This is a genomic window from Embleya sp. NPDC001921, assembly GCF_053594475.1.
Genome location: NZ_JBSFEO010000007.1, coordinates 1 through 26,401 on the forward strand (window position 1 = coordinate 1; position 26,401 = coordinate 26,401).

The following is a 26,401-nucleotide window of genomic DNA, read 5'->3' on the forward strand; positions in this document are numbered from 1 at the left end:
GCACGATCCGCGCCGCCAGGTCCCCGGTACCCAACGAACGGGCCGCCGCGGCCAACCCCCGGGCCGAGCGCACCACCTGCGCGCCGAGCCGGCCGATCGGGTCTGCTCAGAACCAGGGGTGCCAGTGGTGGATCGCGGTCGAGGTCTCGGCGATGTTGGCGTTGTCCTGGTCGATCACCACGACGCCCGAGTTGCCGTTCACGCCCGCAGTGTTGTTCTGGTTCGAGGCGCCCGCGCCGGTCGCGCTCTGCTGCGTGGCGTTGTAGTTGCCGTCGACACCGCCGAGCACGTTCCCGCTGCCACTGTTGGTGGTGGTGGAGGTCGTGGTCGACGCGTTCGAGCCGTTGTCGCCGACGGTGCCGTTGCCGCCGTCGGCGACGGCGGCGCCCGCGCCCAGGAAGAGCAGGCCGGCGGCGAGGGGGGCTACGGCGAGGGTGCCGAGCTTGCGGTTCATGTGGATCCTCCGTGTATCGCGGATCCGGGCGGGGCCCGGGCGTCATCAGGTACGGCATCAGGTGCACGGGTCGTCGCGGAGGGCGAACGATCCGACCCCCGAGACGACTTCGTGTGACCAAGCTGTCGCAAACAGTGACAACAAATCCAGTCATCCGGCCCGGCTTCGCTCGGGAGAGTGACATGGGAGCCCCGAAACCCCAACGAGCGCCTGTACGGAGGGTTGCGATCTCGACAGGATTTCCGCCGATTCGGCGTAGAATTTCGGCCACTGTGGCCGAATTTCGTGGCTTTGTCGATGAACGGTGAGTGACCACACCGCAGTTCCCTACCGGCCGAGCGCGGAAGAGCGCCTCAAGTCGCCGCGTGGGACCCCACCGGGGGGCGCGCGCTCCCGTCTTCACGCGAGCTTCACGAATACCGGGTTTGAGTTAGGTTGCCGGCATGCCTGTCGTGGTCACCGGAGCCGACCAACCCCTCGGTCGCGCCGTCGCGTTCGAACTCGCCGCCTCGGGGGCCGAGGTACGGGTCACCGTCCGGGACCCGGGCGCGGTCGGCGCGTTGCGCGCGGCCGGCCTGCGGGTCTCGGTCGGCGACCTGTCCGACCCGCTGCGGCTGGGCGCCGTGCTGGAGGGCGCGCACACCGTGCTGCACCTGGATCGCGGCGCGGACGGGGCCGGTTCGCCCGGTGACACGTGGGAGTGGTTGCTGGAGGCTGCCGAGGGTACGGATCTCCAGCGGATCGTCACGGTCCTGCCCCAACCTCCGACCCGTTCCCTCGCGCGGGGATACGAATTGATCATCCGTCGGTTGCCCGCCGGGGACGCCGAGGGGCCCGGATACCCGGATCCGGAGCTGGTCCGCGAGTTGGTCGAGGCCGATCGTCGGGCCCGGTGAGCAACGTCTACGCGGGCGGGCGACGCGAGGGTGACGCCGATCGTCCGGGAGGATGGCCTTGATCACCGCATTTGCCCGTTCATGACCGGGAATTCGGAACCGCGGTGGATGTTCGATTCGTCGAATGGGTTGTGGGATGTGGCTCTCGGCTCCGGCCGGGCCGCGGCTCGGCCCCGGATGAAGGGACTACCCGTACATGTCAGCAGGATCGAAGCCGCTCTCGTCGAGGCGGTCCCGGGCCCGATGGCGCGTGATGTCCGCACTGGTACTCGGCGCGCTCCTGCTCGTGTCGGGCTGCTCCGACGACGGCGGTGACGGCGACGGCGGGAAGACCGGCGGTGGGAACACCGCGACCGCCAAGGGCGACCAGAAGAAGGGCGCCGATCCGGCGGCGATCACGTTGACCCCGGCCGACGGCGCGACCGCGATCGACCCGCAGGCGCCGATCACGATCGTGGTCAACGGGGGCAGGCTCGGCGAGGTCAAGGTCGTCAACGCGCGGAACGAACCGGTCGACGGCGCGCTCGACCCGGACGGCAAGACCTGGAAGCCCAAGGTCGCCTTCACCCTCGGCGGCAAGTACACGGTCGACGCCACCGCCACCAACGCCGACAACACGCCCACCACCGCGCGCGCGACGTTCAACACGGTGTCCGCCGACAAGAAGGTCACCGCGAGGTTCAGCCCCGAGGACGGCGCCACCGTCGGCGTCGGCTTCCCGGTGTCGCTGACCTTCGACTACCCGGTCCGGAACAGGGCCGCCGTGGAGAAGGCGCTGTCCGTCGACGTCGAGCCCAAGGTCGAGGGCGCCTGGCACTGGTTCGACGACACCCGGGTGGACTACCGGCCCAGGGACTACTGGGCGCCCGGCACGAACGTGAAGGTCAACCTGAACCTGCGCGGGGTCGACGTCGGCAACGGCGCGATCGCCAACCAGTTCAAGAGCTACAGCTTCAAGGTGGCCGCCACCAAGCGCATCGCGATGGTGGACGTGAAGGCCCACACGATGAAGGTGTACGAGAACGACCAGTTGATCAAGACCATCCCGATCACGGCCGGCAAGTCGCCGAAGTACAGCACGTGGAACGGGAAGATGGCGATCACCGAGAAATTCGAGAAGACCCGGATGAACTCGCAGACCGTGGGTCTGGGCAGCGAGTACGACATCGACGACGTGCCGTTCGCGATGCGGATCACCACGTCGGGCACCTTCGTGCACGGCAACTACTGGGCCGACCCGAGCGTCTTCGGCAGCGAGAACACCAGCCACGGCTGCGTCTCGATGACGAAGGAGAACGCCAAGTGGCTGTACGACCGGGTGATCCCGGGCGACGTGGTGGACATCTCCGGCTCCGACGAGCGCGTGGTGGACCCGGACAACGGCTTCGGCGACTGGAACGTGCCGTGGGACAAGTGGGTCGCGGGCGCGACTTCGGGCAGCGGCGCACCGGCGACCACGACGCCGACGCACTGACGGCCGCGCCGACGTCGACGCGCCGACACGGGGCCGCGACCCGCGCGGTGGCGGCCCCGCTCGCGGCCCCGCCCGGCGCCGGCGCCTAAGGTCGGGTCACCCATCAGGGCTGACCAGAGGAGAGCGTCATGGGCGAATTCGTGAACCTGGAAGTGGCCGACGGCGTCGGCACGATCCGGTTGAGCCGCCCGCCGATGAACGCGCTGAACCGGCAACTCCAGGAGGAGCTGCGGGCGGCGGCGCAGGAGGCGGGCGAGCGGGCCGACGTGCGCGCGGTCGTGCTGTACGGCGGTGAGAAGGTGTTCGCGGCGGGCGCGGACATCAAGGAGATGGCCGACATGTCCTACGTCGACATGGCCGACCGGGGCGCCGCGCTCCAGTCCTCGTTCACCGCCGTCGCCGAGATCCCCAAGCCGGTGGTCGCCGCGATCACCGGCTTCGCGCTCGGCGGCGGCTGCGAACTCGCGCTGTGCGCGGACGTGCGGGTATGCGCCGACACCGCGAAGCTTGGCCAGCCGGAGATCACCCTGGGCATCATCCCGGGCGCGGGCGGCACCCAGCGGCTGCCCCGGCTGATCGGCCCCGCCAAGGCCAAGGACCTGATCTTCACCGGCCGCTTCGTCGCCGCCGACGAGGCACTCGCGATCGGCCTGGTGGACCGGGTGGTCCCGGCCGAGGACGTGTACGCCGAGGCGGTGAAGTGGGCGGCCCGATTCGCGAACGGCCCGGCCTACGCGCTGCGCGCGGCGAAGGAGGCGATCGACCGCGGCCTCGACGTCGACCTGGACACCGGCCTGGAGCTCGAACGACTCCAGTTCACCGCGCTGTTCGCCACCGAGGACCGCGACACCGGCATGCGCGCCTTCATCGCCAAGGAAAAGCCCGAGTTCACCGGCCGCTGACCACCCCGCGCCTCGAACCGGCCCCGCCCGCGCGGCCGCCGCCGTCCCCGGCGCCGGCGGCTCCGCGGGCGCGGCGGGCCCCGGGTCGCCCGGCGGTCGCGGGGGCCGGCTCGGCGTTACGGCGTCCGGCCCGCCTGGACCACGCCGGATTCGTAGGCGAAGACGACGGCCTGGGCGCGGTCGCGGACGCCGAGTTTGGCGAACAGGCCCGTCGCGTGGTTCTTGACCGTCTGGACGCCGATGCTCATCGACGCGGCGATCTCGGCGTTGTCCAGGCCGGCCGCGATCAGCCGCAGCACCTCCACCTCGCGCGGGGTCAGGTCGCGCAGGGCGGTCGCCGAGGGCTGCGGGGCCGACGGGGCCTTGACGAAGGACTCGATCAGCCGGGTGAGCAGTCGTGGCGCGACCGCGGCCTCGCCCAGGTGCACGGTGTAGACCGCCGCGATCAGGTCCTCGGGCGAGACGTCCTTGGGCAGGAAGCCGATCGCGCCCGCGCGCAGCGCGCCGACCACGTACTCGTCCATGTCGAACGTGCTCAGCGCGAGCACCCGGCACTCGGGCAGTTCCTCGGACAACCGCGCGGTGGCCTGGACGCCGTCGAGCACGGGCATCCGGATGTCCATCAGGATCACGTTCGGGTGCAACCGGTGCGCGGCCTCGACGGCCTGCGCGCCGTCGCCGACCTCGCCGATCACCTCGATACCGGGATCGGAGCGCAGGATCAGGGCCAGGCCCCGACGCACGAGCGGCTGATCATCGGCCAGCAGCACGGTGATCGGGGGTGCGTCCACGCTCATCTCGGTTCCAGTCCTCTCCAGGCTCCGCCGGCGGCAGCGGCACCAGCGCCGTCACACGGTATCCGCCTTCCGGGCGCCTGCCCGCCGCCAGCGTCCCGCCGTGCATCGCGACGCGCTCGCGCATACCCAGGAGACCGTACCCGCCGCCCACCATCGCCGACCCACCGCCGCCGTGGTCGCCGTCGTCGCAGATCTCCACCAGGACCCGATCCGATCGGTACTCCAACCGGACGAAGGCGCGCGCGTTCCCCGCGTGTCGGCGCGCGTTCGTGAGCGCCTCCTGCACGACGCGATACAGCGTGAGCCCGGTGGTCGGCGGCAGCGACCGCGGCTCGCCGAGCACCTCGTACTCGGTGGGCAGACCGGCCGCGCGGGAGTCGGTGATCAACCGGTCGATCTCCGCGATCCCCGGCTGCGGTGCCGAGGGCGCCACCTCGACGACGTCGGCGCCGCGCAGCACGCCGAGCAGTTGGCGCATCTCGCGCATCGCGGTGCGCCCGGACGACTCCAGCGTCACCAGCGCGGCCTTGGCGGACTCCGGATCGCGATCGAGGGTGGAGCGCGCGCCGCCGGACATCAGGTACATCGTGGTGATGTGATGCGCGACGATGTCGTGCAGTTCGCGCGCGATCCGCCGGCGCTCGTCGGCCACCGCACGATCCGCCAACAGCCGCCGGTTCAGCGCCACCTGGTCCCGCCACTTGCGCACCCCGACGCCGACCACGATCAGCAGGCAGATCGTCATCAGGTTGGGGAGCATCGCGAACGGCACCGACCAGCCGATCAGGACGTCGCGCGTCACCTGAGCCACGAGCACCGCGGCGCCGGCGATACCTGCGACACGGTACGAACGCAACCGGGCCACCGTGTACAGCCCGACCGCGAGCGCCAGGCCGAAGTTGTGCGTCGCCGGATCGGCGGCCCACACCGGCACCGGTTGAAGAGCGATCACGGCGGCCAGTACCGGCACCGGATGCCGACGACGCACGATCATCAGCACACCGCCGGCCGCGAGCAGCAGCACGGCGAGCACCGACAGGTGCGGGCCGGCGCGGTGGCCGGAGGTGAGGTACGCGGCGACGTCGGCCGCCACACACGCGAGCGCGATCAGCAGGTCGTTCCGGGTCCACGGGAAGGCCCGGACCCGGCGCCGGACCAGCCGCAGCAGGCCCGTCGGCGGCCCGGGGTCGGGCGCCTCGGAGTCCGGCTTGCTCGCCGGCGCCGAGGCGCCCGGCGCGACGACGAGGTTCATGCACCCATTCCATCCTCTTCGACCCTGTTCCTGAACCTCATCGCAGACGATCCGCACCCCCGGACCCGAGTCCTGGTTGTGCGGTACTCCCGGACCGAGGTCCCGGTCCGTTCCCCTTCCGCCGGTCGATGTCCGAAGGGGGGTGCGCGTGATGACATTGAGCCAATCCGGAGTTCCCGCATCGAGCTCCCGCGTTTCGAATCCGACGGCGGAGAAGGAAAATGATCCGTAGAACAACCGCGTTCGCCACACGTCATCGATGGATGACCATCATCGTCTGGGCGGTTTTCGGTCTCGCCCTGACCGCCGTCGGAACACCGTTGATGAACAGCGTCACCGATTCCTCGACCGGTGACTTCCTGCCGAAGAAATACGATTCGGCGGCGGCCATTTCGATCGCCGAGAAGAAATTCGACGAGAAGCCCGACCCGAATGCGGTGACCGTGCTGGTCGCCCGTGCCGACGGCGCCAAGATCGGCCCGCAGGACCAGAAGAAGATCGCCGACACCACGGCCGCGCTGGCCAAGAAGCCGATCAAGGCGAAGCCCGAGCAGTTCGCCAAGGACTTCTCGCAGACGCCGAGCTACGCCGTGGGCGTGGTCGCCCCGGACGGCACGTTCCAACTGGTCTCGTTGTCGCTGGACGGCAATATGAACGACGTCGGTCTCCAGGACGTCTACCGGGACGCCCGTGATCTGGCGAAGACCGATTACGAGGCCGCCGGATTCCGGGTCGGATTCACCGGTGGTATCGCGAACACGGTCGACGACCTGGACGAGGAGGAGGACACCCAGGCGCTCGTCGGAATGTTGACGATGGGCCTTATCGTCCTGCTGAACGTATTGGTCTTCCGCAGTGTCCTGGCCGCGATATTGCCGCTCCTCGCGGTGACCTTCATCGGCGGCGTGGCGACCGGCGCGGTGGCCGGCAGCGCGAAGCTCCTGGACATCAAGCTCGACCCCTCCGTGCCCTCCCTGATCACCGTCGTGCTCCTGGGCATCGGCATCGACTACTTCCTGTTCCTGATGTTCCGCTTCCGCGAGCAACTGCGCGCCAACCCCGATCAGGACAAGCGCGAGGCTGCCGCGATCACCGCCGGCAAGGTGGGCAACGCGATCACCTGCGCGGCGCTGACCATCGTGGCCGCGTTCGCGACCCTGGGCATCGCCAGCTTCGGTCAGTTCAAGGTGCTCGGCCCGGCCATCGCGGTCTCGGTCCTGGTGTGCCTGCTGGGCAGCCTGACCCTGATGCCCGCGCTGCTCGCGGTCTGCGGTCGCGGGATGTTCTGGCCGGCCCGGGCGTGGAAGAAGGAGCGTCCGGCGGGCTTCGCCGCCCGTCTGGGCGAGAAGGTCAGCGCGCGTCCGGTGCGCTACCTGGCCGGCAGCCTGGTCCTGCTCGGCGTGCTCGGCGCCGGTGCGCTCGGCGTCAAGATGAGCTACGACCAGGAGGGCCGGCCCACCACCAACGCGACCAGGACCGCCGACGAGATCTCCCGCTCGCTTCCGGCGGGCGTGTCCGACCCGCACACGGTCTACGTGCAGACCAAGGCCGGCGGCAAGCTCGACGAACGTTCGCTCACCGGGCTCACCGGTGCGCTGGGCAAGGTCGAGGGCGTCGGCCAGGTCGCCAAGCCGGTGCTCAACGCGGACGGTTCGGCCGCTCGGATCGATGTGTTCCTGGCCGCGAAGGCCGACACCCAGAAGGCGCGTGAGCTGATCACCGGCCCGGTCCGGGGCACCATCTCGAAGCACACCCCGGACGGCGCCGAGGCGCACATCACCGGAACGGCGGCGATCTTCGCCGACGTCTCGGAGGCGGTGGACAAGGACCTCAAGCTGGTCTTCCCGGTCGCCGCGATCCTGATCGCGCTGATCCTGTTCCTGCTGCTGCGCTCGCTGCTCGCGCCGCTGGTGCTGATGCTCGCGGTCGGCCTCGGCTTCGTGGCCACGCTCGGCGCCGGCACGCTGGTCTTCCAGCACATGCTCGACCGACCCGGCGTGTCCTTCACGCTGCCGCTGGTGCTGTTCCTGTTCGTGGTCGCGCTGGGCACCGACTACAACATCCTGATGAGCGACCGGCTGCGGGAGGAGATGGACAAGCCCATCCCGGCCCGCAAGGCGGTGGCCGAGGCGGTCAAGCACACCGCGCCCGCGATCGCCACGGCCGGGCTCGTACTGGCCGGCTCCTTCGCCAGCCTGGCGGCCAGCCCCGCGACCGCGGAGATCGGCTTCGCCACCGCGGTGGGCATCCTGCTCTCCTCGATGCTGCTCTCGATCGTGCTGGTGCCCGCGATCGCCGCGATCCTGGGTCGGGGCCTGTGGTGGCCGCGCCGGAGCGGCAAGGCCAAAGGGCACGGCCGCGGCACCGGCGCGCAGGACGCGTACGGCCGGCCGGACCCGGACCGCACGCTGGTGACCGAGCCGCAGATGGCCGGCGGCTACGGACCCGTGCCGTACCAGGGCGGGCAGCCCTACCAGGCCCAGCCCCATCAGGGACAGCCGTACCAGGGACAACACCAGCAGCCCTACCCGCCGTTCCGCCCGGACCAGCCGCACGGCTGACCGAGCCGGACCAGCACGCGGAAAGCACGTTCGGGCCCCGCCGTCGACGAGGACGGCGGGGCCCGAACAATCGTGCGTGTGCGGTCAGCGCAGCGCGATGCCCTCCGCGAAGCCTTCGCTCTCCGGCGGCGCCGCGATCAGGCCCAGTTCGGCCGGGCCCGCGAGCAGCGGATGGCTCGGCATCACCCGGACGGTGTAGCCGAACGGACCGGTCCGGTCCAGGGCCAACGAGCCCTCGTAGAACCGGCGACCGTGCTCGTCCCGGTGCCCCGCCTTGAGCGGCGCCACCGTGCTCTCCACGATCCGGTCCGCGTCGTCGACCCGGCCGTGCACGACCTGGACCTCGACGTCGGCGGGCGCGAGTTCACCCAGGGAGACGAAGACCCGCAGGTTCAGCGTGTTGCCGACCTCGGGGGCGTCCCCTATCCCGCCCGACTCCACGTGATCGACCCGGACGCCCGTCCAGGACCGCCGCACGTGCGCCTTCCACTCCGCCAGCTCGCGCGCGGCCGCGCCGGTGATCGCCCGGCCGGACAAGGCCGCCGGCGCGTACAGCACGTCGACGTAGTCCTTGACCATCCGGTCCGCGAGCACCTTCGGGCCGAGCGTGGCCAGCGTGTGCCGGACCATCTCCAGCCACCGGGTGGGCAGGCCCTCGGGCCCGCGGTCGTAGAACCGGGCCGCGACCGAGTTCTCGATCAGGTCGTACAGGGCCCCGGCCTCGAGGTCGTCCCGGCGGTCCACATCGGTGATCCCGTCGGCGGTCGGGATCGCCCAACCGTTCGAACCGTCGTACCACTCGTCCCACCACCCGTCCAGGATGGACAGGTTCAGGCAGCCGTTCAGCGCGGCCTTCATCCCCGAGGTGCCACACGCCTCCAGCGGGCGCAGCGGGTTGTTCAGCCACACGTCGCAGCCGGGGTACAGGTGCTGGGCCATCGCGATGTCGTAGTCCGGCAGGAAGACGATCCGGTGCCGCACGTCCTCGCGGTCGGCGAACCTCACCAATTCCTGGATCAGTCGTTTGCCGCCCTCGTCGGCCGGGTGCGACTTGCCCGCGATGACGATCTGCACCGGCCGCTCCGGGTGCAGCAACATCCCGCGCAATCTGGCCGGATCCCGCAGCATCAGGGTGAGCCGCTTGTAGGACGGCACCCGGCGGGCGAACCCGATGGTCAGCACGTCCGGATCGAGCACGCCCTCGATCCAGCCCAATTCCGCGTCGCCCGCGCCGCGTTGCTTCCACGACGCGCGCAGCCGCAGCCGCGCCTCGGCGACCAGCTTCGCGCGCAGCGCCCGGCGCAACTCCCACAACGAGCCTGCCGAGAGCCGATCGATGGCCGCCCACGCCGAGGGATCCTCGGTGAGTTCGACGCCCGCCTCGCGGCCGGCCAGGTCCAGCACGTCGGCGTCCACCCACGTGGGCGCGTGTACGCCGTTCGTGATCGAGGTAATCGGTACCTCGGTGGTGTCGAAGCCCGGCCACAGGCCGTCGAACATGCCCCGGCTGACCCGTCCGTGCAGCTTGCTCACGCCATTGGCCCGTTGGGCGAGCCGCAGACCCATCACGGCCATGTTGAACACGCCCGGATCGCCGTCCGGGTAGGTCTCCGCGCCGAGCGCGAGGACCCGGTCCACCGGAACCCCCGGACAAGCGAGGTCGCCGCCGAAATGCCGCTGGATCTGATCGCGCCCGAACCGGTCGATCCCGGCCGGCACGGGGGTGTGCGTGGTGAACACCGTGCCCGCGCGGGCGGCTTCGAGGGCCGCGTCGAAGTCCAGCCCCTCGGTCTGGGTGAACTCGCGGATGCGCTCGATGCCCAGGAACCCGGCGTGGCCCTCGTTGGTGTGGAAGACCTCGGGCGCCGGATGGCCGGTGATCTCGCAAAATGCCCGCAAAGCCCGCACCCCGCCGATGCCGAGCAGCATCTCCTGATGCAAGCGGTGTTCGCTCGTGCCGCCGTACAGCCGGTCGGTCACCTCGCGTTCGGCGGGCTCGTTCTCCTCGATGTCCGAGTCCAACAGCAGCAGTGGCACCCGACCGACCTGGGCCTTCCAGATCCGCGCGTGCAACTCACCCGTCGGGAGTCCGATGACCACCCGTGCGGGTGCACCGTCGGCACCCCGAAGGAGCGTCAGTGGCAACTCGTTGGGGTCCAGGAGGGGATAGCGCTCCTGCTGCCACCCGTCCCGGGACAACGACTGCCGGAAGTACCCGTGGCGGTACATCAGTCCGACTCCGACGATCGGGACACCCAGGTCGCTGGCGGCCTTCAGATGGTCGCCCGCGAGGATGCCCAAACCGCCGCTGTACTGCGGAAGTGCCGCGGTGATGCCGTACTCCGGCGAGAAGTACGCGATCGCCGCCGGTGGCGCGTCGGGGCCGGGAGCGGCCTCCGACAGGGTTTGGTACCAACGAGGTCCGGTCAGGTATTCGTGCAGGTCTTCGGCCGCCACCCGCAGTCGGGCGAGGAAGCGGCGGTCGTCGGCGAGGGCGCCGAGTTTGTCGTTCGGCACGGTGCCGAGCAGGCGGACGGGGTCCCGGCCGACCGAGGCCCAGGTGTCCGGATCGATCGACTCGAACAGGTCGCGGGTCTCCGCGTGCCAGGACCAGCGGAGGTTCATCGCCAGTTCACCCAGTGGCTCCAGCGGAGCGGGCAGAACCGTACGCACGGTGAATCTGCGGATTGCTCTCACGCTGCGACCCTAGCCGGAAGGCGGCAGAACTTGCGACAGTGGATGCAGTGCGCTTGCAAAGCCGGCAAGATCTTGCGGATGGGTCTGGGGGCGTTTTTACACCATATGGACCGTGCCCCGAGCGACTTGATGATCGTTGAACAGCCGGGTCCTTCCGTCCCGCCGTATCGCGGACACACCAGACATCCACCGTCCACGGTCGCGGGCCGGGCCCCACCCGGTCCCCGCCTGGTGGTCGCGTCACGAGCAATGGCCGCCGCGCAGCGGTGAGAGGTGGACCCGAGCGATCCCACCGGTCGCCGCCGGGTCGGTTTTCCGCCACTCCCGGGTCCGGCAATCGGGGTATCGAGTGGGTTTCCGTACGGGTGTATCGCGCGCGACGCGCACGGGATGCCCGTCCGTGGGTACAGGAGTTCGGCATGACCAGTTCGGCTGAGAAGGACCCCGGGGGCGCCCGCGCACCCCGGGCGGGGCAGGTCGCGGCCGACAAGGCCGCGGCACGGAAGACGACCGCCGGGAAGTCGAGGGCCGCACGGCCCGAACCGGCGTCGGCCGCGAGGCCGGCGCCCGGTGCGACGACGGAGCCGGCACCCGAGGCGGGCGCGACGCGGGCGAGCACCGCCCGGCCCGAGCCGGCGCGGCCCTTCGCCGCGCAGCCCGACGCGCCGCCCGCCGCGGCCAAATCACCGGCGCGCGCCGGGAGATCGGCCAAACCGGTGACGCCGCGGATCGGGCGCATCCCGATCCTGGACGTCGAGCCGGCCGTCGACGGCGGCACCCGGCCGGCCCGGGCCATCCCGGGCGAGACGTTCCCCGTGGCCGCCACGGTCTTTCGCGAGGGCCACGACGCGGTGGCCGCGGGCGTCGTGCTGCGCGACCCGCGCGGCCGGGCCGGCGCGCTCACTCCGATGCTCCCGGGCGCGCCCGGGACCGACCGGGTGCACGCGAGCGTCACGCCGACCGCCGAGGGCCTGTGGTCCTACGCGGTCGAGGCGTGGGGCGACCCGATCGCCTCCTGGCGGCACGCGGCCGGCATCAAGATCCCGGCCGGCCTGGAGGTCGACCTGGTGCTGGAGGAGGGCGCGCGGTTGCTGGAGCGGGCCGCCGCCGGCGTGCCCAAGAAGGACGGCTTGCGGGCGGTCGTGCTGGCCGCGGTGGACGCGGTCCGGGACGAGGCGCGCAGCCCCACCGAACGACTCGCCGCGGCACGGTCGAGTGTGCTGGACGAGGTGCTGGCCAGGCATCCGCTGCGGGAGTTGCTCACCAGTTCGGCGCGTCATCCGCTGCGGGTCGAGCGCGAGCGCGCGCTGTTCGGGTCCTGGTACGAGTTCTTCCCGCGTTCCGAGGGCGCGGTCGTGGACCCCGCCGGCATCCACCCGCCGCGCGGCGGCACCTTCCGGACCGCGATGGAACGCCTGCCGCAGATCGCCGCGATGGGCTTCGACGTGGTCTACCTGCCGCCGATTCACCCGATCGGCCGGGCGTTCCGCAAGGGGCCCAACAACACGCTCGAGGCCGGCGAGCACGATCCCGGGTCGCCGTGGGCGATCGGCTCGCCCGAGGGCGGGCACGACGCGATCCACCCCGACCTGGGCACGATCGAGGACTTCGACGCGTTCGTGGCCCGAGCCCGCGAGTTGCGGATGGAGGTCGCGCTCGACTTCGCGCTCCAGGTCTCCCCCGACCACCCGTGGGTGGAGAAGCACCCGGAGTGGTTCCGGCACCGGGCCGACGGCACCATCGCCTACGCGGAGAACCCGCCGAAGAAGTACCAGGACATCTACCCGATCGACTTCGACGCCGACTTCGAGGGCCTGGTCGCCGAGACGTTGCGGGTGCTGCGGCACTGGATGGCGCACGGCGTGCGGATCTTCCGGGTGGACAACCCGCACACCAAGCCGGTGATGTTCTGGGAGCAGGTGATCGCCACGATCAACGCGACCGACCCGGACGTGCTCTTCCTGGCCGAGGCGTTCACCCGACCGGCGATGATGCGCACGCTGGCCAAGGTCGGCTTCCAACAGTCGTACACGTACTTCACCTGGCGCAATGGAAAGGACGAACTTCAGGAGTACCTCACCGAGTTGACCACCGGCGAGGCGTCCTCCTACATGCGGCCGAACTTCTTCGTGAACACCCCGGACATCCTGCACGCCTACCTTCAGTACGGCGGGCCCGCCGCGTTCAAGATCCGGGCCCTGCTCGCGGCCACGCTGTCCCCGACGTGGGGCGTCTACTCGGGCTTCGAGCTGTTCGAGAACCGCGCGGTCAAGGCGGGCAGCGAGGAGTACCACGACTCGGAGAAGTACCAGCTCCGCCCGCGCGACTGGGTCGGGGCCGAGCGCGAGGGACGCTCGCTGGCGCCGTACATCACCACGCTGAACCGGATGCGCCGACGCCACCCGAGTCTGCAACGTCTGCGAAACCTGACCTTCCATCACGTGGACGACGATGCGGTCATGGCCTTCTCCAAGCGCACCCGTGCGGGTGATGTCGACGACGTGGTCCTGGTGGTGGTGAACCTGGATCCGCACCACACCCACGAGGCCACCGTCGCCCTGGACCTGCCCGCCCTCGGGTCGGACTGGCAGGACACCTTCGCGGTGCAGGACGCGTTCACCGGAGCGGGTTATCGCTGGGGTCGGCACAACTACGTGCGGCTGGATCCGGCGCACGAGCCCGCGCATCTCTTCTCGGTCCGGAGGAACAGCCCGTGATCGTCAACGAACCCGTCCGCGACACCTTCGACGACACCCCGTCGCGGGATCGCGATCCCCTGTGGTTCAAGCGAGCCGTCTTCTACGAGGTCCTCGTGCGGTCCTTCCAGGACAGCAACGGGGACGGGGTGGGCGACCTGAAGGGCCTGACCCAGAAGCTGGACTATCTCCAGTGGCTCGGCGTCGACTGCCTGTGGTTGCCGCCGTTCTTCGCGTCGCCGCTGCGCGACGGCGGCTACGACGTGGCCGACTACACCGCGGTGCTGCCCGAGTTCGGCGACCTCGCCGACTTCGTCGAGTTCGTCGACTCGGCGCACAAACGCGGCATGCGGGTGGTGATCGACTTCGTGATGAACCACACGAGCGATCAGCACATGTGGTTCCAGGAGTCGCGGAACAACCCGGACGGGCCGTACGGCGACTACTACATGTGGGCCGACGACGACAAGGCGTACGGCGACGCCCGGATCATCTTCGTCGACACCGAGTCCTCCAACTGGACCTACGACCCGGTGCGCAAGCAGTACTTCTTCCACCGCTTCTTCAGCCACCAACCGGACCTCAACTACGAGAACCCGCGCGTGCAGGAGGAGATGCTGGCCGGGCTGCGGTTCTGGCTGGACCTGGGCATCGACGGGTTCCGGCTGGACGCGGTGCCCTACCTGTTCGCGCAGGAGGGCACCAACTGCGAGAACCTGCCCGCGACCCACGAGTTCCTCAAGCGGGTGCGCAAGGAGATCGACGACAAGTACCCGGACACCGTGCTCCTGGCCGAGGCCAACCAGTGGCCCGAGGACGTGGTGGACTACTTCGGCGACGGCGACGAGTGCCACATGGCGTTCCACTTCCCGGTGATGCCGCGCATCTTCATGGCGGTCCGCCGCGAATCGCGCTACCCGGTCTCGGAGATCCTGGCCGGCACCCCGTCCATCCCGGACAACTGCCAGTGGGGCATCTTCCTGCGCAACCACGACGAGCTCACCCTCGAGATGGTCACGGACGAAGAACGCGACTACATGTACAAGGAGTACGCGAAGGACCCGCGGATGCGGGCCAACGTGGGCATCCGCCGTCGCCTCGCGCCGTTGCTGGACAACGACCGCAACCAGATCGAGCTGTTCACGGCGCTGCTGCTGTCGCTGCCGGGCTCGCCCGTCCTGTACTACGGCGACGAGATCGGCATGGGGGACAACATCTGGCTCGGCGACCGCGACGGTGTGCGCACGCCGATGCAGTGGACGCCGGATCGCAACGCGGGCTTCTCCACGTGCGACCCGGGTCGGCTGTACCTGCCGAACATCATGGACCCGGTCTACGGCTACCAGGTCACCAACGTCGAGGCGCAGATGTCCAACGCCTCCTCGCTGCTGCACTGGACCCGCCGGATGATCGAGGTGCGCAAGCAGAACCCGGCCTTCGGGCTCGGTGTGTACAACGAGCTGACCTCGTCCAATCCCAGCGTGCTGGCGTTCCTTCGCGAATACGAGGACGACATCGTGCTGTGCGTTCACAACTTCTCGCGCTTCGCCCAGCCCACCGAGCTGGACCTGCGGCAGTTCGAGACGTACGAACCGGTCGAGCTGCTCGGGGGGGTGACGTTCCCCGCGATCGGCGAACTGCCGTATCTGCTCACCCTCGCGGGGCACGGTTTCTATTGGTTCCGCCTCACCCGTGGAGAAATGACGCTGTGACGGATTCCACCCGACCCCACGATCCGACTGCCTCCGCCGTGATCGCCGTGCTGCGCGACTGGCTGCCGCAGCAGAGATGGTTCGCCGGCAAGGGCCGACCTCTTCGTGGGGTCGGCGTGGTCCACAGTCTCGAAGTGGTCTCCGGCGATCCCGCGCTGCACCATGTGCTGCTGCGGGTCGAGCACGGTGCCACACCCGAGCACTATCAACTCCTGCTCGGGGTTCGGGGCACCTTGCCGGACCGGCTCGCGCACGCGGCGATCGGCCGGTTGCCCAACGGCGGCAACCTCTATGACGCGGTGCACGACGCCGAGCTGACCCGGTGGTTGCCGGAACGGTTCGTCGCGGCGGACACCGTCGGCCCGCTGGCCTTCCACCGACCCGGTGCGCAGGCCCCCGACCCCGAGCACGTCGGCCTGGTGATCGGCGCCGAGCAGTCGAACACGTCGATCATCTTCGGCGACGACGTGATCCTCAAGCTGTTCCGGCGCGTGGTGCCCGGCGTCAATCCGGACCTGGAGGTCTCGCTCGCGCTGGCGGGCGCGGGCTCGCGGCGGATCCCGGCGCCGATCGCGTGGTTCGACATGCCGTTCCCGGACAGCGACGCCGAGCCGACCACGCTCGGCCTGCTCCAGGAGTACCTGCGCACCGGCACCGACGGCTGGGAGCTGGCCAAGACCTCGGTCCGCGACCTGTACGCCGGCCAGGAGGTGCGCGGCGCCGGTCCGCACGCGCACGAGACCGGCGGCGACTTCGCCGGCGAGTCCTTCCGACTCGGCGCGGCCACCGCCGAGGTGCACGCCGACCTGGCCCGCTCGCTGCCCACCTCGGTGGCGGGCGAGGCGGAGCTGGCCGCGATCGCGCGGGACATGGAGCGCCGCTTGCACGCGGCGGCCGAGGCGGTGCCCGAGCTGGCGCCGTTCACCGACCGGCTGCGCGAGGCGTACCAGGACCTGGAGACGCTGGGTCGGGACGGGCACCCCGTCCCGTTGCAGCGCATCCACGGCGACTTCCACCTCGGTCAGGTGATGCGCACCGCCACCCGGTGGGTGCTGCTCGACTTCGAGGGCGAGCCCGCCCGGCCGCTGAGCGAACGGCGCTCGCTGCACTCGCCGCTGCGCGACATCGCGGCGATGTTGCGCTCGTTCGACTACGCGGCCCGGCACCTGCTCGCCGGCGGCGGCGGGTTCTGGGGTCGCGGGGCGCCCGCACCGCACCTGGTGCGCCGCGCGGAGGAATGGGCGACCCGCAATCGGGAAGCCTTCTGTGCGGGGTACGCCGACGCGGGCTCGTTCGACCCGCACTCCGAGCCCGTGCTGTTGCGGGCCTTCGAGACCGACAAGGCCGTGTACGAGGTCATGTACGAGTCGGGCAACCGACCCTCGTGGCTGCCGGTGCCGATGTCGGCGATCCGGCGGCTGGCCGAACGCGCACCACAGCCGCACTGACGACCTGTCGATTCCGTTTCAGCACCCACGTCTCAGGAGGTCCCATCCGTGACGGCCCGTCCGCACAGCACCGCGTCATCCGAGGGCGGCGGGGTCGCCGGCCGTCCCGCCCCGCGTCGGGGCACGCGCAACCGCACCCGCCCGGCCGGCACCCCGGTGGTGCCGCCGCTGGCCGCCGACGAGTTGCGCCGTCTGATCGACGGCGGCCATCACGATCCGCACGGGCTGCTCGGCCCGCACCCGGACGTGCCCGGTGTCGACGGCGTGGTGGTGCGGGTGCTGCGGCCGTGGGCCCGCGAGGTGATCGTGGTCACCGGCGAGCACCGGGTCGAGCTGACCCATGAGGCCGAGGGCCTGTTCACCGGCCTGCTGCCCGGCTCGACGGTGCCCGACTACCGGCTCGAGGTCCGCTACGAGGGCACCGAGCTGCACACCGACGACCCGTACCGGTTCCTGCCCACCCTGGGCGAGTTCGACCTGCACCTGATCTCCGAGGGTCGACACGAGCGGCTGTGGGAGGTGCTCGGCGCGCACGTGCGCTCCTTCGAGACCGCGAACGGGCCGGTCGCCGGCACCTCCTTCGCGGTCTGGGCGCCGAACGCGCGCGGTGTGCGGGTGGTCGGCGACTTCAACTACTGGGACGGCATCGCGCACCCGATGCGCTCGCTCGGCTCGTCCGGGGTCTGGGAGCTGTTCGTTCCCGACGTCGGCGACGGCACCAAGTACAAGTACGAGATCCTCGGCCGCGACGGGGTGTCCCGGCAAAAGGCCGACCCGCTGGCCTTCGCCACCGAACTGCCGCCCTCCACCGCGTCGGTCGTGCACACCTCCACCTACTCCTGGGCGGACAAGGAGTGGTTGGAAAAGCGCGCCGAGGTCACCCACCACACCTCGGCGATGAGCGTGTACGAGATCCACCTGGGCTCGTGGCGGCCGGGCCTGAGCTACCTCGAACTCGCCGAGCAGTTGCCCGCCTACGTCACCGAGATGGGCTTCACCCACGTCGAACTGCTACCGGTGGCCGAACACCCGTACGGGCCGTCGTGGGGTTACCAGGTGTCCTCGTACTACGCGCCCACGTCGCGCTTCGGCAGCCCCGACGAGTTCCGCCACCTCGTCGACGCGCTGCACCGCGCGGGCATCGGCGTGCTGGTGGACTGGGTGCCGGCGCACTTTCCCAAGGACGCGTGGGCCCTGGCCCGGTTCGACGGCACGCCGCTGTACGAGCACCCGGATCCGCGCCGGGGCGAACACCCGGACTGGGGCACGCTGGTCTTCGACTACGGTCGGCACGAGGTGCGCAACTTCCTGGTCGCCAACGCGGTCTATTGGTGCGAGGAGTTCCACATCGACGGCCTGCGGGTGGACGCGGTCGCCTCGATGCTCTACCTGGACTACTCGCGCGAGCACGGTCAGTGGGCGCCTAACCAGCACGGCGGCCGGGAGAACCTGGACGCGGTGGCCTTCCTCCAGGAGATGAACGCGACGCTGTACCGGCGGGTTCCGGGGGTGTTGACCATCGCCGAAGAGTCCACCGCGTGGGACGGGGTGACCCGCCCCACCGACGGCGGCGGGCTCGGCTTCGGCTTCAAGTGGAACATGGGGTGGATGCACGACTCGCTGGAGTACATCCAGAAGGAGCCGATCCACCGCCAACACCACCACAACGAGATCACCTTCTCGCTGATGTACGCCTGGAGCGAGAACTACATCCTGCCGATCAGCCACGACGAGGTCGTGCACGGCAAGCGCTCGCTGGTGGACAAGATGCCGGGCGACCGCTGGCAGCAGATGGCCAACGTGCGCGCCTATCTCGCCTTCATGTGGGCCCATCCGGGCAAGCAGTTGTTGTTCATGGGCTCGGAGTTCGGCCACGGCGCGGAGTGGTCCGAGGCGCGGGGTTTGGACTGGTGGCTGCTCGACCACGCCGAACACCAGGGCGTGCAGCGGCTGGTCCGCGACCTGAACACGGTGTACCGGGGCAGGTCCGCGCTGTGGACCCAGGACACCCGGCCGGAGGGCTTCTCCTGGATCGACGGCGGCGACGCGGCGTCCAACGTGCTGTCCTTCATCCGGATCGGCGCGGCCGGCGAGCAGTTGGTCTGCGTGTGCAACTTCTCCCCGGTGGTCCGTGAGGGCTTCCGGGTGGGCCTGCCGCACGCGGGCCGCTGGCGCGAGGTGCTCAACACCGACGCCGGCGACTACGGCGGCGCCAACGTCGGGAACCAGGGCGAGATCACCGCCGAGGAGGCGGAGTGGCACGGCCGCCCGGCCTCGGCGACGATGACGCTGCCCCCGCTGGCCACGGTGTGGTTCGTGCCCGAATAGCACGGGACACGGCACGCGACGCGCCCCGGGACCACGTGGGTCCCGGGGCGCGTCGCGTGGCGCGCCGGCCGGCGCACTACTTGATCCCGGCCTTGTTGATGCCGTAGCCGGGGATGTGCAGCCTGCCACCCAACTGGGCGTACATCGAGCTCTCCACGTTCGTGAAGAACACGACCGGGATGTTGATCGGCGGCGGGCTCTCGGGCGTGAACGTGATCGGGACGATCCCGAAGATGTTGCCCTTGAGGTACTTCACGTACATCGTCGTCGGGATGTCCGCGTCCATCCAGGACTTGCTGCCCTCGTCGGACGAGATGACGATGTCCTTGCCGCCCTCCTCCTTCACCGTCATCGACATGTTCCAGATGTCGATGCCCTTGGACACGGTGAACTTGAGCGCGTTCTCCTCGGCTCCGGTGTGCGTCTTCACCTTGACCACGCCCTCGTAGTTCAGTCCGGCCATGGCCAGCAGGCTGGACTTCAGGACCAGCGGGTCCACCGCGACCGGCGGGAGCCCGCCGGCGCTCTTGGCGTTCACGGGTCCCTGCACCGGGCACGGGAAGGGCGACTTGCCGTCCTTCGGCACGGCCGAGGACGACGTGGCCGACAGCTTGGCCGACGTCGTCGAGGGTTTGACCGAGGACTTGACCGAAGGCTTCGCGGACGCCGTCGATGTGGTCGACGCCGAGCCGACCGGTGCGACCGGGGCCGCCGGGACCTCCGGAGCAGCCGGAGCAGCCGGAGCAGCCGGAGCGGACGACGCCGCGGACGGCAGCTTGATCCCGGGCAGTCCGAGTCCGGGCAACCCGGGCAGGTTCAACTCGGGCAGCTTGAGCTCGGGCAGTTTCGGCTCGGGCAGCTTGAACTCCGGCGCCTTGGTCGTCGGCGCCGCCGTGCTCCGCGCCGGCGTCGGCACGACGGGCGTGCCTTCGCCCGCCGGGCCCCGCGCCGTCATCGGCTGAGCCGCCTTGCCGGCGGGCGCCGAGGTCGACGACTTGCCGGCACTCGGCGCCGCGCTCGACGTGGCCGGCGAAGCCGACGCCGAACTCGACGCACTCGTCGAGGCCGCGGCACTCGCGGGTACGCACGGCCCGTCCGCGTACGGGTTGTCCGGCAGCGGATCGCTGGGGGACGCGTGGGCGATGCCCACCACGCCCACCACACCGACCATCGCGGTGACGATCGCGGTCAGCGCGACGCGGGGCGAGGTCATCGCCCTTGAGGGTTCACCGGGCCGGTCGGTCGTCACCGGCCCGGTGGGTGCTTCCCCCGAGGCATCGGGGGCCTTCCCACCGAGCGCCTGGGCCAGGAAGCCGTCCTCGACGAGGGTGTCGTCGTGGTCGTCCCCGTTCGGCCCGGGCCGTCCGTCGTCGTCGCCGTCCCGGTCGTCGTCGGCCGAGGACTCGGCCTCCTCCGCGTCGCCGGGCGGTTCGGCGTACGCCCACGACACCGCGAGCATCCCGCCGATCAGACCGAACAACATGCCCAGCCCGAAGCCGCCGAAGGTGGCCACGATGAAGGACACCAGCGACACGATGATGGTGAAGACGCCGAGGTAGATCCGCACCTTCGGATTGAGCCAGGTGGCGATGCCGAGCATGATCAGGATCACGCCGATGAACAGCGCCGAGATGCCGCTGTGTTGCTTGAGCTGGACGGTCACGTCGCCGGCCTTGAGCGACGCGTACGGCGCCCAGAGGATGGGCCCGGCGGCCAGCATGGTGAACAGCCCGGCCCAGAACGGCCGAACGCGCCGCCACCTCCCGAACGCCCGCCACCGGCGCACGAGCGCGTTGGGCTGCGGCTGTGCTGCGGTCACGAATCACTCCCTGAGGTGTTGCTCCGATATGGCGGATCGGCCGCGAGCGGGAGGCCCGCTCGCGGCCGACGACACATCAGAAACAGACCTTGTCCTTGCCGCCGACCTTCAGGTGCAGGCCGTTGAGCTTGAAGTTGGTGGCCGTGACCAGCCAGGCCGACTGCTTGACGTTGGTGAACGTGGCCTTGGTCGCCTGCTGGCCGAACATGCCCGGCGCACCGTTGCCGATGGCGGCCGGACCCTTGGCCCACGGCGAATCCGCGGTGCCCTTGGCCATCCGGGAAGCGTCGACACCGATGTCGATGTTCTCGAACTCGGCGTCACCGTCGAGCGCGTCCATCGCGAGTGTCATGTTCTTCGCGGTCGCCGGCGAACCGTCGCCACCCGCCTCGATGCGCAGGACCACGCCGATGCCCGGGACCTCGACCGACTGGCACAGCTTGGTGATCTTGGCGTCGCCGATCGCGGCCACGGCCACCGGCTTCTGGCCACCCGGGCTCTTGACGAAGTTGCCGTACTGGGAGAACTCGTTCGCCTGCAGCTCCGCGGCGCTGACCTTGAAGCTTCCCCCGGACACCGCGATGTCGACCGGAATGGCACCGTTCGCGACACCCGCGAACATACCGACGGTCATCGCCGCGACCGGGACGAGCACGATGCCGAATCGCTTCCAGCGGGTCTTGCCACTACCCGCCTGAACCTTCTTGTCCATGGTCCTCCTCGGGACAGAGTCCCCTCCTCATGCGGACCAGGGCCGCACGTGGCGGGGCATGGAGGGAGGGCCTGCCTGTCCTGGGACGGACCGGCACGGCCTGGATGGGGAGGTCCGCGTCCGAGCCACCGACCGGCTGCCGGGGCGAATGGGACACGGATCGAGCGGCCCGATCATCTTTCACGACCGGGTCGGCACACAAGAGGTTCGTTACCGGCGAGTAACGCGGACCTTCGAAGGACACCGGCCACCGGATCACAGCGCGGTATCGACACCGACGTCGGGTGATCCGATTTCGTGCCGAAAGTCCGTTAACGGATCACACGGAGATCACCAAATGCCACGGAGGGCTAGGGAAACGGCCCTGAGTCAAAGATGGGTAAAGACGAAGCCCCGATCGTTCTCGACCACGAGAACGACCGGGGCTTCATCGACAAAGCGAGCGCTGACGCAGAATCAGAAGAGCACGCCCGCAAGGGCCATCCGCGCCTTGGGCACCCTCGGGTCGTCCGCGCCGACGATCTCGAACAGGTCGAGCAGGTGCAGTCGCGCCGTGTTGCGCTCCTCGCCCGAGGTCCGCCGCACGGTCTCCACAAGCCGCGCGAAGGCCTCGTCCGCCCGGCCGTCCAGGATGTCCAGGTCGGCCGCGAGCGTCTGCGCCGCGACGTCGTCCGGGTGCTCGGCGGCGTCCGCGCGGGCCTTCTCCGCGTCCACCTCCTGGGTACGCCGCAGGAGTTCGGTGTTGATCAGGCCGAGCTTGGCCTCGGCGTGCGCGGGGTGGTCGGAGAGCACGTTGCGGAACGCCTGCGCCGCGCCGTCCAGATCACCGAGCTCCAGCGCCTCGTCGGCCGCCGCGAGCAGCGGGTCGCCGGCGGGCTCCTCCTCTTCCTCGACGGGGGCCCCGGCGGGCTCACCGTCGACCGTGATGCCGGTCAGGCCGAACCGCTCCTCGCCGAGCTGGACGAGCTGGTCCAGCACCTGCCGCGCCTGCGCCTCGGGCACCACGCCCTGGAACAGCGGCGCGAGCTGGCCACCGACGACCGCCATCACGGCGGGAATGCCCTGGATGCCGAACTCCTGGGCCAGGCGCGGATTCGCGTCCACATCGATCTTGGCGAGCACGAAGCGGCCGGCGTACTCCTCGGCCAGGCGCTCCAGCAGCGGGCTCAGCTGTTTGCACGGCTGGCACCACTCGGCCCAGAAGTCGATCACGACGGGGGCCTGTTGGGAGAGCGCGAGCACATCGGTCTCGAAGGTGGCCTCGGTGACGTCGATGACGACCCGTTGGGCACCGGACGCGGCGGCGGGCTTCCCGGCCGGCGCGGCCGCACGTTTGGCGGCGTTGTCGGCGGCGGCCTTGACCGCGCCGAGGTCGACTACTCCGCGCATGGACATGTTCCGTGGCTGCATGTAGACATCTTCCCCCGAGAGCAAGCCGAACGATGCACGGGGCGACCCACCGGCGCACGTTCGAAGCCTCGTCGCGTCCCGGTCCCCGCAGGATGCGGGCCCCGGGACGGACGACGACCCTTGACAGGTCGTCAGTCGCGATCGTGTGCTCGAATCCCCATCCAGGCACCGCGATTCGCTACGGCTCGTAGCGTAAGGGGAGCGCCGGGGGGAACGCGACCACGGGATCGGGAATGGCGGATGTGAGTTGCGCCACCGCCCCGCACCGTACCAGCCGGTAACATGACCGCCCGTGTACGACGAATCGGCGGGGCCGCCCCTACAGCGCAAGGGACGCCCACGCAGCGCCACCGCGGACGACGCGATCCTGGACGCGGCGCGAGCACTGCTGGCCGACGGCGGCTGGGCGGGCCTGACCATGGGCGACGTGGCCGCGCGCGCGGGCGTGGCCAAGACCACGCTGTACCGCCGCTGGCACTCCAAGCACGACCTGGCCATCGCCGCGGTCGCCGAGATGCTCGACACCCTCGACCTGCCGGACCAGGGTCCGGACCTGCGCGCGGACATCGAGGACGTGGTCCGCCGGTTCGCCGCGCTCCTGGGCCGCCCGGAGATGCGCACCGCCCTGATGGGCCTGGTCGCCGACTCCACCAGCGACCCGGCCCTGCGCCGGCGCATCCGCGAAGAGGTCGTCGACCCGCAAAAGCGCCTCGTCGTCGAGGGCCGCGCGCGGGCCAAGGCCCGAGGCGAGATCTCCGCCCCGGGCGACATAGACGTGGACCTGATCTTCGACGTCATCGCCGGCACAGTGGTCCAACACGTCCTGGTGAGCGCCGAACCCGCCTCCGACGCCTGGGTCCAGCGCTTCACCACCTTCGTGGTCACCGGCCTCCTACCCACCGGCCCCGAGCCGATCAGCCCGGCCGGCGTTTGAGGCCAACCCAGCCACCCCAACGTCCGACGCAAGCCGAACTCGATCCAGCCCGGCCGGCGTTTGAGGCCAACCAGCCCGGCCGGCGCCTGAGGCCACAGCGAGGCCGAAGGCGAGCCCACCAACATCAGAACCGCGCCGGCTCCGTGTACGTCCCCCACTCCTCCCGAAGAACGTCACAGATCTCCCCGAGCGTCGCCTCCACCCGAGCCGCCGCCAACATCGGCGGCACCAGGTTCACCGAGCCCCGCGCGGCAACCCGCATCGCACCCAGAGCCGCGTCGACCGCGGCCTGATCGCGCGCGCCCCGCCGCGACCCCAGCGTGGAGACCTGATCGCGCTCCACCTCGTGGCTGACCCGCATGATCTCCAGATCACCCGTCACCGAGCCCTCGTGGCAGTTGACCCCGACCACCCGCTTGTCGCCCTTCTCCACCGCCCGCTGGTAGCGGAACGCGGATTCGGCGATCTCCCCGGTGAACCACCCGTCCTCGATGCCGCGCAGGATGCCCGACGTCATCGGCCCGATCGGGTGCGGCGACGTCTCGCCCAGCTCGCGGATCCGCGCGAACGTCGCCTCCGCCTCCGCCTCCAGCCGATCCGTGAGCGCCTCGACGTACCACGACCCGCCCAGCGGATCGGCCACCGCCGCGACCCCGGTCTCCTCCATCAGCACCTGCTGGGTGCGCAGCGCGATCTCCGCGGCCTGCTCGCTGGGCAGCGCGAGCGTCTCGTCCAGCGCGTTGGTGTGCAGCGAGTTGGTGCCGCCGAGCACCGCCGCGAGCGCCTCGACCGCGGTGCGCACCACGTTGTTGTACGGCTGCTGCGCGGTCAGCGAGACGCCGGCCGTCTGGGTGTGGAAGCGCAGCCATTGCGCCTTCGCGGTCTTGGCGCCGTACACGTCGCGCATCCACCGCGCCCAGATCCGGCGCGCCGCGCGGAACTTGGCGATCTCCTCGAAGAAGTCCACGTGCGCGTCGAAGAAGAACGACAGGCCCGGCGCGAACACGTCCACGTCCATGCCGCGCGACAGCCCCAGCTCGACGTAGCCGAAGCCGTTGGCCAGCGTGTACGCGAGCTCCTGCGCGGCCGTCGCGCCGGCCTCGCGGATGTGGTAGCCGGACACCGAGAGCGGCTTGTACGCCGGGATCTCGGCGGCGCAGTACTCCATCAGGTCACCGATCAGCCGCAGGTGCGGCTCGGGAGCGAACAGCCACTCCTTCTGCGCGATGTACTCCTTGAAGATGTCGGTCTGCAGCGTGCCGTTGAGCGTGCCGATGTCCACGCCCTGGCGCTCGGCCGCCACCAGGTACATGCAGAACGCCGGCACCGCCGGGCCCGAGATGGTCATCGACGTGGTCACGTCGCCGAGCGGGATGTCGCGGAAGAGCACGTCCATGTCGGCCGCCGAGTCCACCGCGACGCCGCAGTGGCCGACCTCGCCGAGCGAACGCTCGTCGTCGCTGTCGCGGCCCATCAGGGTCGGCATGTCGAACGCGACCGAGAGCCCGCCGCCGCCGTTCGCCAGGATCATCCGGTAGCGCTCGTTGGTCTGTTCGGCGTTGCCGAAGCCGGCGAACTGCCGGATGGTCCACGCCCGCCCGCGATAGCCGGTCGGGTACAGGCCGCGGGTGTAGGGAAATTCGCCCGGCCAGCCGATCCGTTCGAAGCCCTCGTAGGGCTGATCGGCCGGCGGCCCGTAGACCGGCTCTACCTCGAGTTCGGAGAGCGTGGTGCGGCGCATCCCGTCGTTGCGGACCTTGTCGTACCGGTCCTGCCAGCGCCGCCGACCCGCTTCGATGTCCTCGGTGTTCACGTGGCTCCTGTCCGCTGCCGTCGTCGTAGGACCCATTCCCGCGCGGCACGAGAAAATTACTAGGACGTCCTAGTAAATGTCCACGATCCCGAAAACGCCAAAGCCCCCGACGGGACGTCGGGGGCTCGGGAAGCACTCGAAGCCGGGCACGCGCGGCCCGGTGGCGGCGACCGCTCAGGCGGTGGCGGGCGCGGCGGTCGGCTCGACCAGCTTGTGCTTCATCTTGCGGTCGAAGACGAACGGGCCGAACGGCGGGATCGCCGCGATGAACGCCAGCAGGGTGGTCTTGTTGTCCCACGACAGCTTGGTCCGCACGTCCATCATGGCCAGCAGGTACAGGATGAACATGACCGCGTGCAGCAGGCCCAGCGGCATGACCAGGTTGATGTCCGAGATCCGGCTCAGCAGCGAACCGAAGACGAGCAGGAGCAGGAACGACGTGCCCTCGGCGATGGAGATCACCTTGAAGCGGCCGACAGCGGTGGAAAGCATGGGG

General features: G+C 70.2%; 18 protein-coding genes. 9 read left to right on the plus strand and 9 right to left on the minus strand.

What is annotated here, in order from left to right; all coding sequences use genetic code 11:
* Window positions 1-106 precede the first annotated feature (106 nt).
* Complete coding sequence (locus ACWCPW_RS10145) at window positions 107-454, minus strand: hypothetical protein (protein ID WP_449761115.1); 348 nt, start codon at window positions 452-454, stop codon at window positions 107-109.
* Window positions 455-897: 443 nt separating this feature from the next.
* Between ACWCPW_RS10145 and ACWCPW_RS10150 the strand changes: the two genes are divergently transcribed.
* The 3 genes from ACWCPW_RS10150 to ACWCPW_RS10160 all read left to right on the plus strand — a co-directional run bounded on the left by ACWCPW_RS10150 (window position 898) and on the right by ACWCPW_RS10160 (window position 3,726).
* Window positions 898-1,350, plus strand: coding sequence for an NAD(P)H-binding protein (locus ACWCPW_RS10150; RefSeq protein WP_449761116.1), 453 nt, complete (start codon window positions 898-900; stop codon window positions 1,348-1,350).
* Between the two features lie 253 nt (window positions 1,351-1,603).
* Window positions 1,604-2,824 carry a L,D-transpeptidase gene (locus tag ACWCPW_RS10155; RefSeq protein WP_449761117.1) on the plus strand — a complete coding sequence of 407 codons (1,221 nt, stop codon included), beginning with the start codon at window positions 1,604-1,606 and terminating at the stop codon, window positions 2,822-2,824.
* A gap of 128 nt (window positions 2,825-2,952) precedes the next feature.
* Window positions 2,953-3,726: an enoyl-CoA hydratase/isomerase family protein gene (locus tag ACWCPW_RS10160; RefSeq protein ID WP_402230667.1), complete on the plus strand. Its 774-nt coding sequence runs from the start codon at window positions 2,953-2,955 to the stop codon at window positions 3,724-3,726.
* 116 nt (window positions 3,727-3,842) lie between these two features.
* Here the strand turns inward: ACWCPW_RS10160 and ACWCPW_RS10165 are convergent, their stop codons facing one another.
* Together ACWCPW_RS10165 and ACWCPW_RS10170 are read right to left on the minus strand one after the other, a co-directional pair.
* A complete protein-coding gene (locus ACWCPW_RS10165) occupies window positions 3,843-4,523 on the minus strand; it encodes a response regulator (RefSeq protein WP_449761118.1) in 681 nt (226 codons plus the stop codon).
* On the minus strand, window positions 4,480-5,775 hold the full coding sequence (locus ACWCPW_RS10170) for a sensor histidine kinase (protein ID WP_449761119.1): 1,296 nt from the start codon (window positions 5,773-5,775) through the stop codon (window positions 4,480-4,482). The genes ACWCPW_RS10165 and ACWCPW_RS10170 overlap by 44 nt, the downstream gene beginning before the upstream one ends.
* A 263-nt stretch (window positions 5,776-6,038) precedes the next feature.
* Here ACWCPW_RS10170 and ACWCPW_RS10175 point away from each other — a divergent pair, with 263 nt between their 5' ends.
* On the plus strand, window positions 6,039-8,336 hold the full coding sequence (locus ACWCPW_RS10175) for an MMPL family transporter (protein WP_449761120.1): 2,298 nt from the start codon (window positions 6,039-6,041) through the stop codon (window positions 8,334-8,336).
* A gap of 84 nt (window positions 8,337-8,420) precedes the next feature.
* On the opposite strand, the gene glgP is transcribed toward ACWCPW_RS10175, so the two are convergent.
* Entirely contained in the window at window positions 8,421-11,033 is a 2,613-nt protein-coding gene (gene glgP / locus ACWCPW_RS10180) for an alpha-glucan family phosphorylase (protein WP_449761121.1), read from the minus strand.
* Window positions 11,034-11,452: 419 nt separating this feature from the next.
* Here glgP and ACWCPW_RS10185 point away from each other — a divergent pair, with 419 nt between their 5' ends.
* Genes ACWCPW_RS10185 through glgB form a run of 4 tightly spaced genes read left to right on the plus strand, consistent with a single transcriptional unit; the run spans window position 11,453 to window position 19,217 of the window.
* A complete protein-coding gene (locus ACWCPW_RS10185) occupies window positions 11,453-13,750 on the plus strand; it encodes a maltotransferase domain-containing protein (protein ID WP_449761122.1) in 2,298 nt (765 codons plus the stop codon).
* Complete coding sequence (gene treS / locus ACWCPW_RS10190) at window positions 13,747-15,441, plus strand: maltose alpha-D-glucosyltransferase (protein WP_355532028.1); 1,695 nt, start codon at window positions 13,747-13,749, stop codon at window positions 15,439-15,441. Before ACWCPW_RS10185 ends, treS begins: the two co-directional genes overlap by 4 nt.
* The gene (locus ACWCPW_RS10195) at window positions 15,438-16,889 is read left to right on the plus strand and encodes a maltokinase N-terminal cap-like domain-containing protein (protein WP_449761123.1); all 1,452 of its coding nucleotides are present in this window, start codon (window positions 15,438-15,440) and stop codon (window positions 16,887-16,889) included. Before treS ends, ACWCPW_RS10195 begins: the two co-directional genes overlap by 4 nt.
* A gap of 48 nt (window positions 16,890-16,937) precedes the next feature.
* Complete coding sequence (glgB, locus tag ACWCPW_RS10200; RefSeq protein ID WP_449761124.1) at window positions 16,938-19,217, plus strand: 1,4-alpha-glucan branching protein GlgB; 2,280 nt, start codon at window positions 16,938-16,940, stop codon at window positions 19,215-19,217.
* Between the two features lie 76 nt (window positions 19,218-19,293).
* Here the strand turns inward: glgB and ACWCPW_RS10205 are convergent, their stop codons facing one another.
* The 3 genes from ACWCPW_RS10205 to ACWCPW_RS10215 all read right to left on the minus strand — a co-directional run bounded on the left by ACWCPW_RS10205 (window position 19,294) and on the right by ACWCPW_RS10215 (window position 23,158).
* Window positions 19,294-21,036, minus strand: a complete 1,743-nt coding sequence (locus ACWCPW_RS10205; protein ID WP_449761125.1) for a DUF6114 domain-containing protein — start codon at window positions 21,034-21,036, stop codon at window positions 19,294-19,296.
* A 76-nt stretch (window positions 21,037-21,112) separates the two neighbouring features.
* Window positions 21,113-21,748, minus strand: a complete 636-nt coding sequence (locus tag ACWCPW_RS10210; RefSeq protein WP_449761126.1) for a DUF6230 family protein — start codon at window positions 21,746-21,748, stop codon at window positions 21,113-21,115.
* A gap of 456 nt (window positions 21,749-22,204) precedes the next feature.
* Window positions 22,205-23,158: a tetratricopeptide repeat protein gene (locus tag ACWCPW_RS10215; protein ID WP_449761127.1), complete on the minus strand. Its 954-nt coding sequence runs from the start codon at window positions 23,156-23,158 to the stop codon at window positions 22,205-22,207.
* A 292-nt stretch (window positions 23,159-23,450) separates the two neighbouring features.
* Here ACWCPW_RS10215 and ACWCPW_RS10220 point away from each other — a divergent pair, with 292 nt between their 5' ends.
* A complete protein-coding gene (locus ACWCPW_RS10220) occupies window positions 23,451-24,092 on the plus strand; it encodes a TetR/AcrR family transcriptional regulator (RefSeq protein ID WP_449761128.1) in 642 nt (213 codons plus the stop codon).
* A 124-nt stretch (window positions 24,093-24,216) separates the two neighbouring features.
* On the opposite strand, the gene ACWCPW_RS10225 is transcribed toward ACWCPW_RS10220, so the two are convergent.
* On the minus strand, window positions 24,217-25,833 hold the full coding sequence (locus tag ACWCPW_RS10225) for an acyl-CoA mutase large subunit family protein (protein ID WP_449761335.1): 1,617 nt from the start codon (window positions 25,831-25,833) through the stop codon (window positions 24,217-24,219).
* 246 nt (window positions 25,834-26,079) lie between these two features.
* Window positions 26,080-26,397 carry a DUF3817 domain-containing protein gene (locus ACWCPW_RS10230; protein WP_449761129.1) on the minus strand — a complete coding sequence of 106 codons (318 nt, stop codon included), beginning with the start codon at window positions 26,395-26,397 and terminating at the stop codon, window positions 26,080-26,082.
* Window positions 26,398-26,401: the final 4 nt, after the last annotated feature.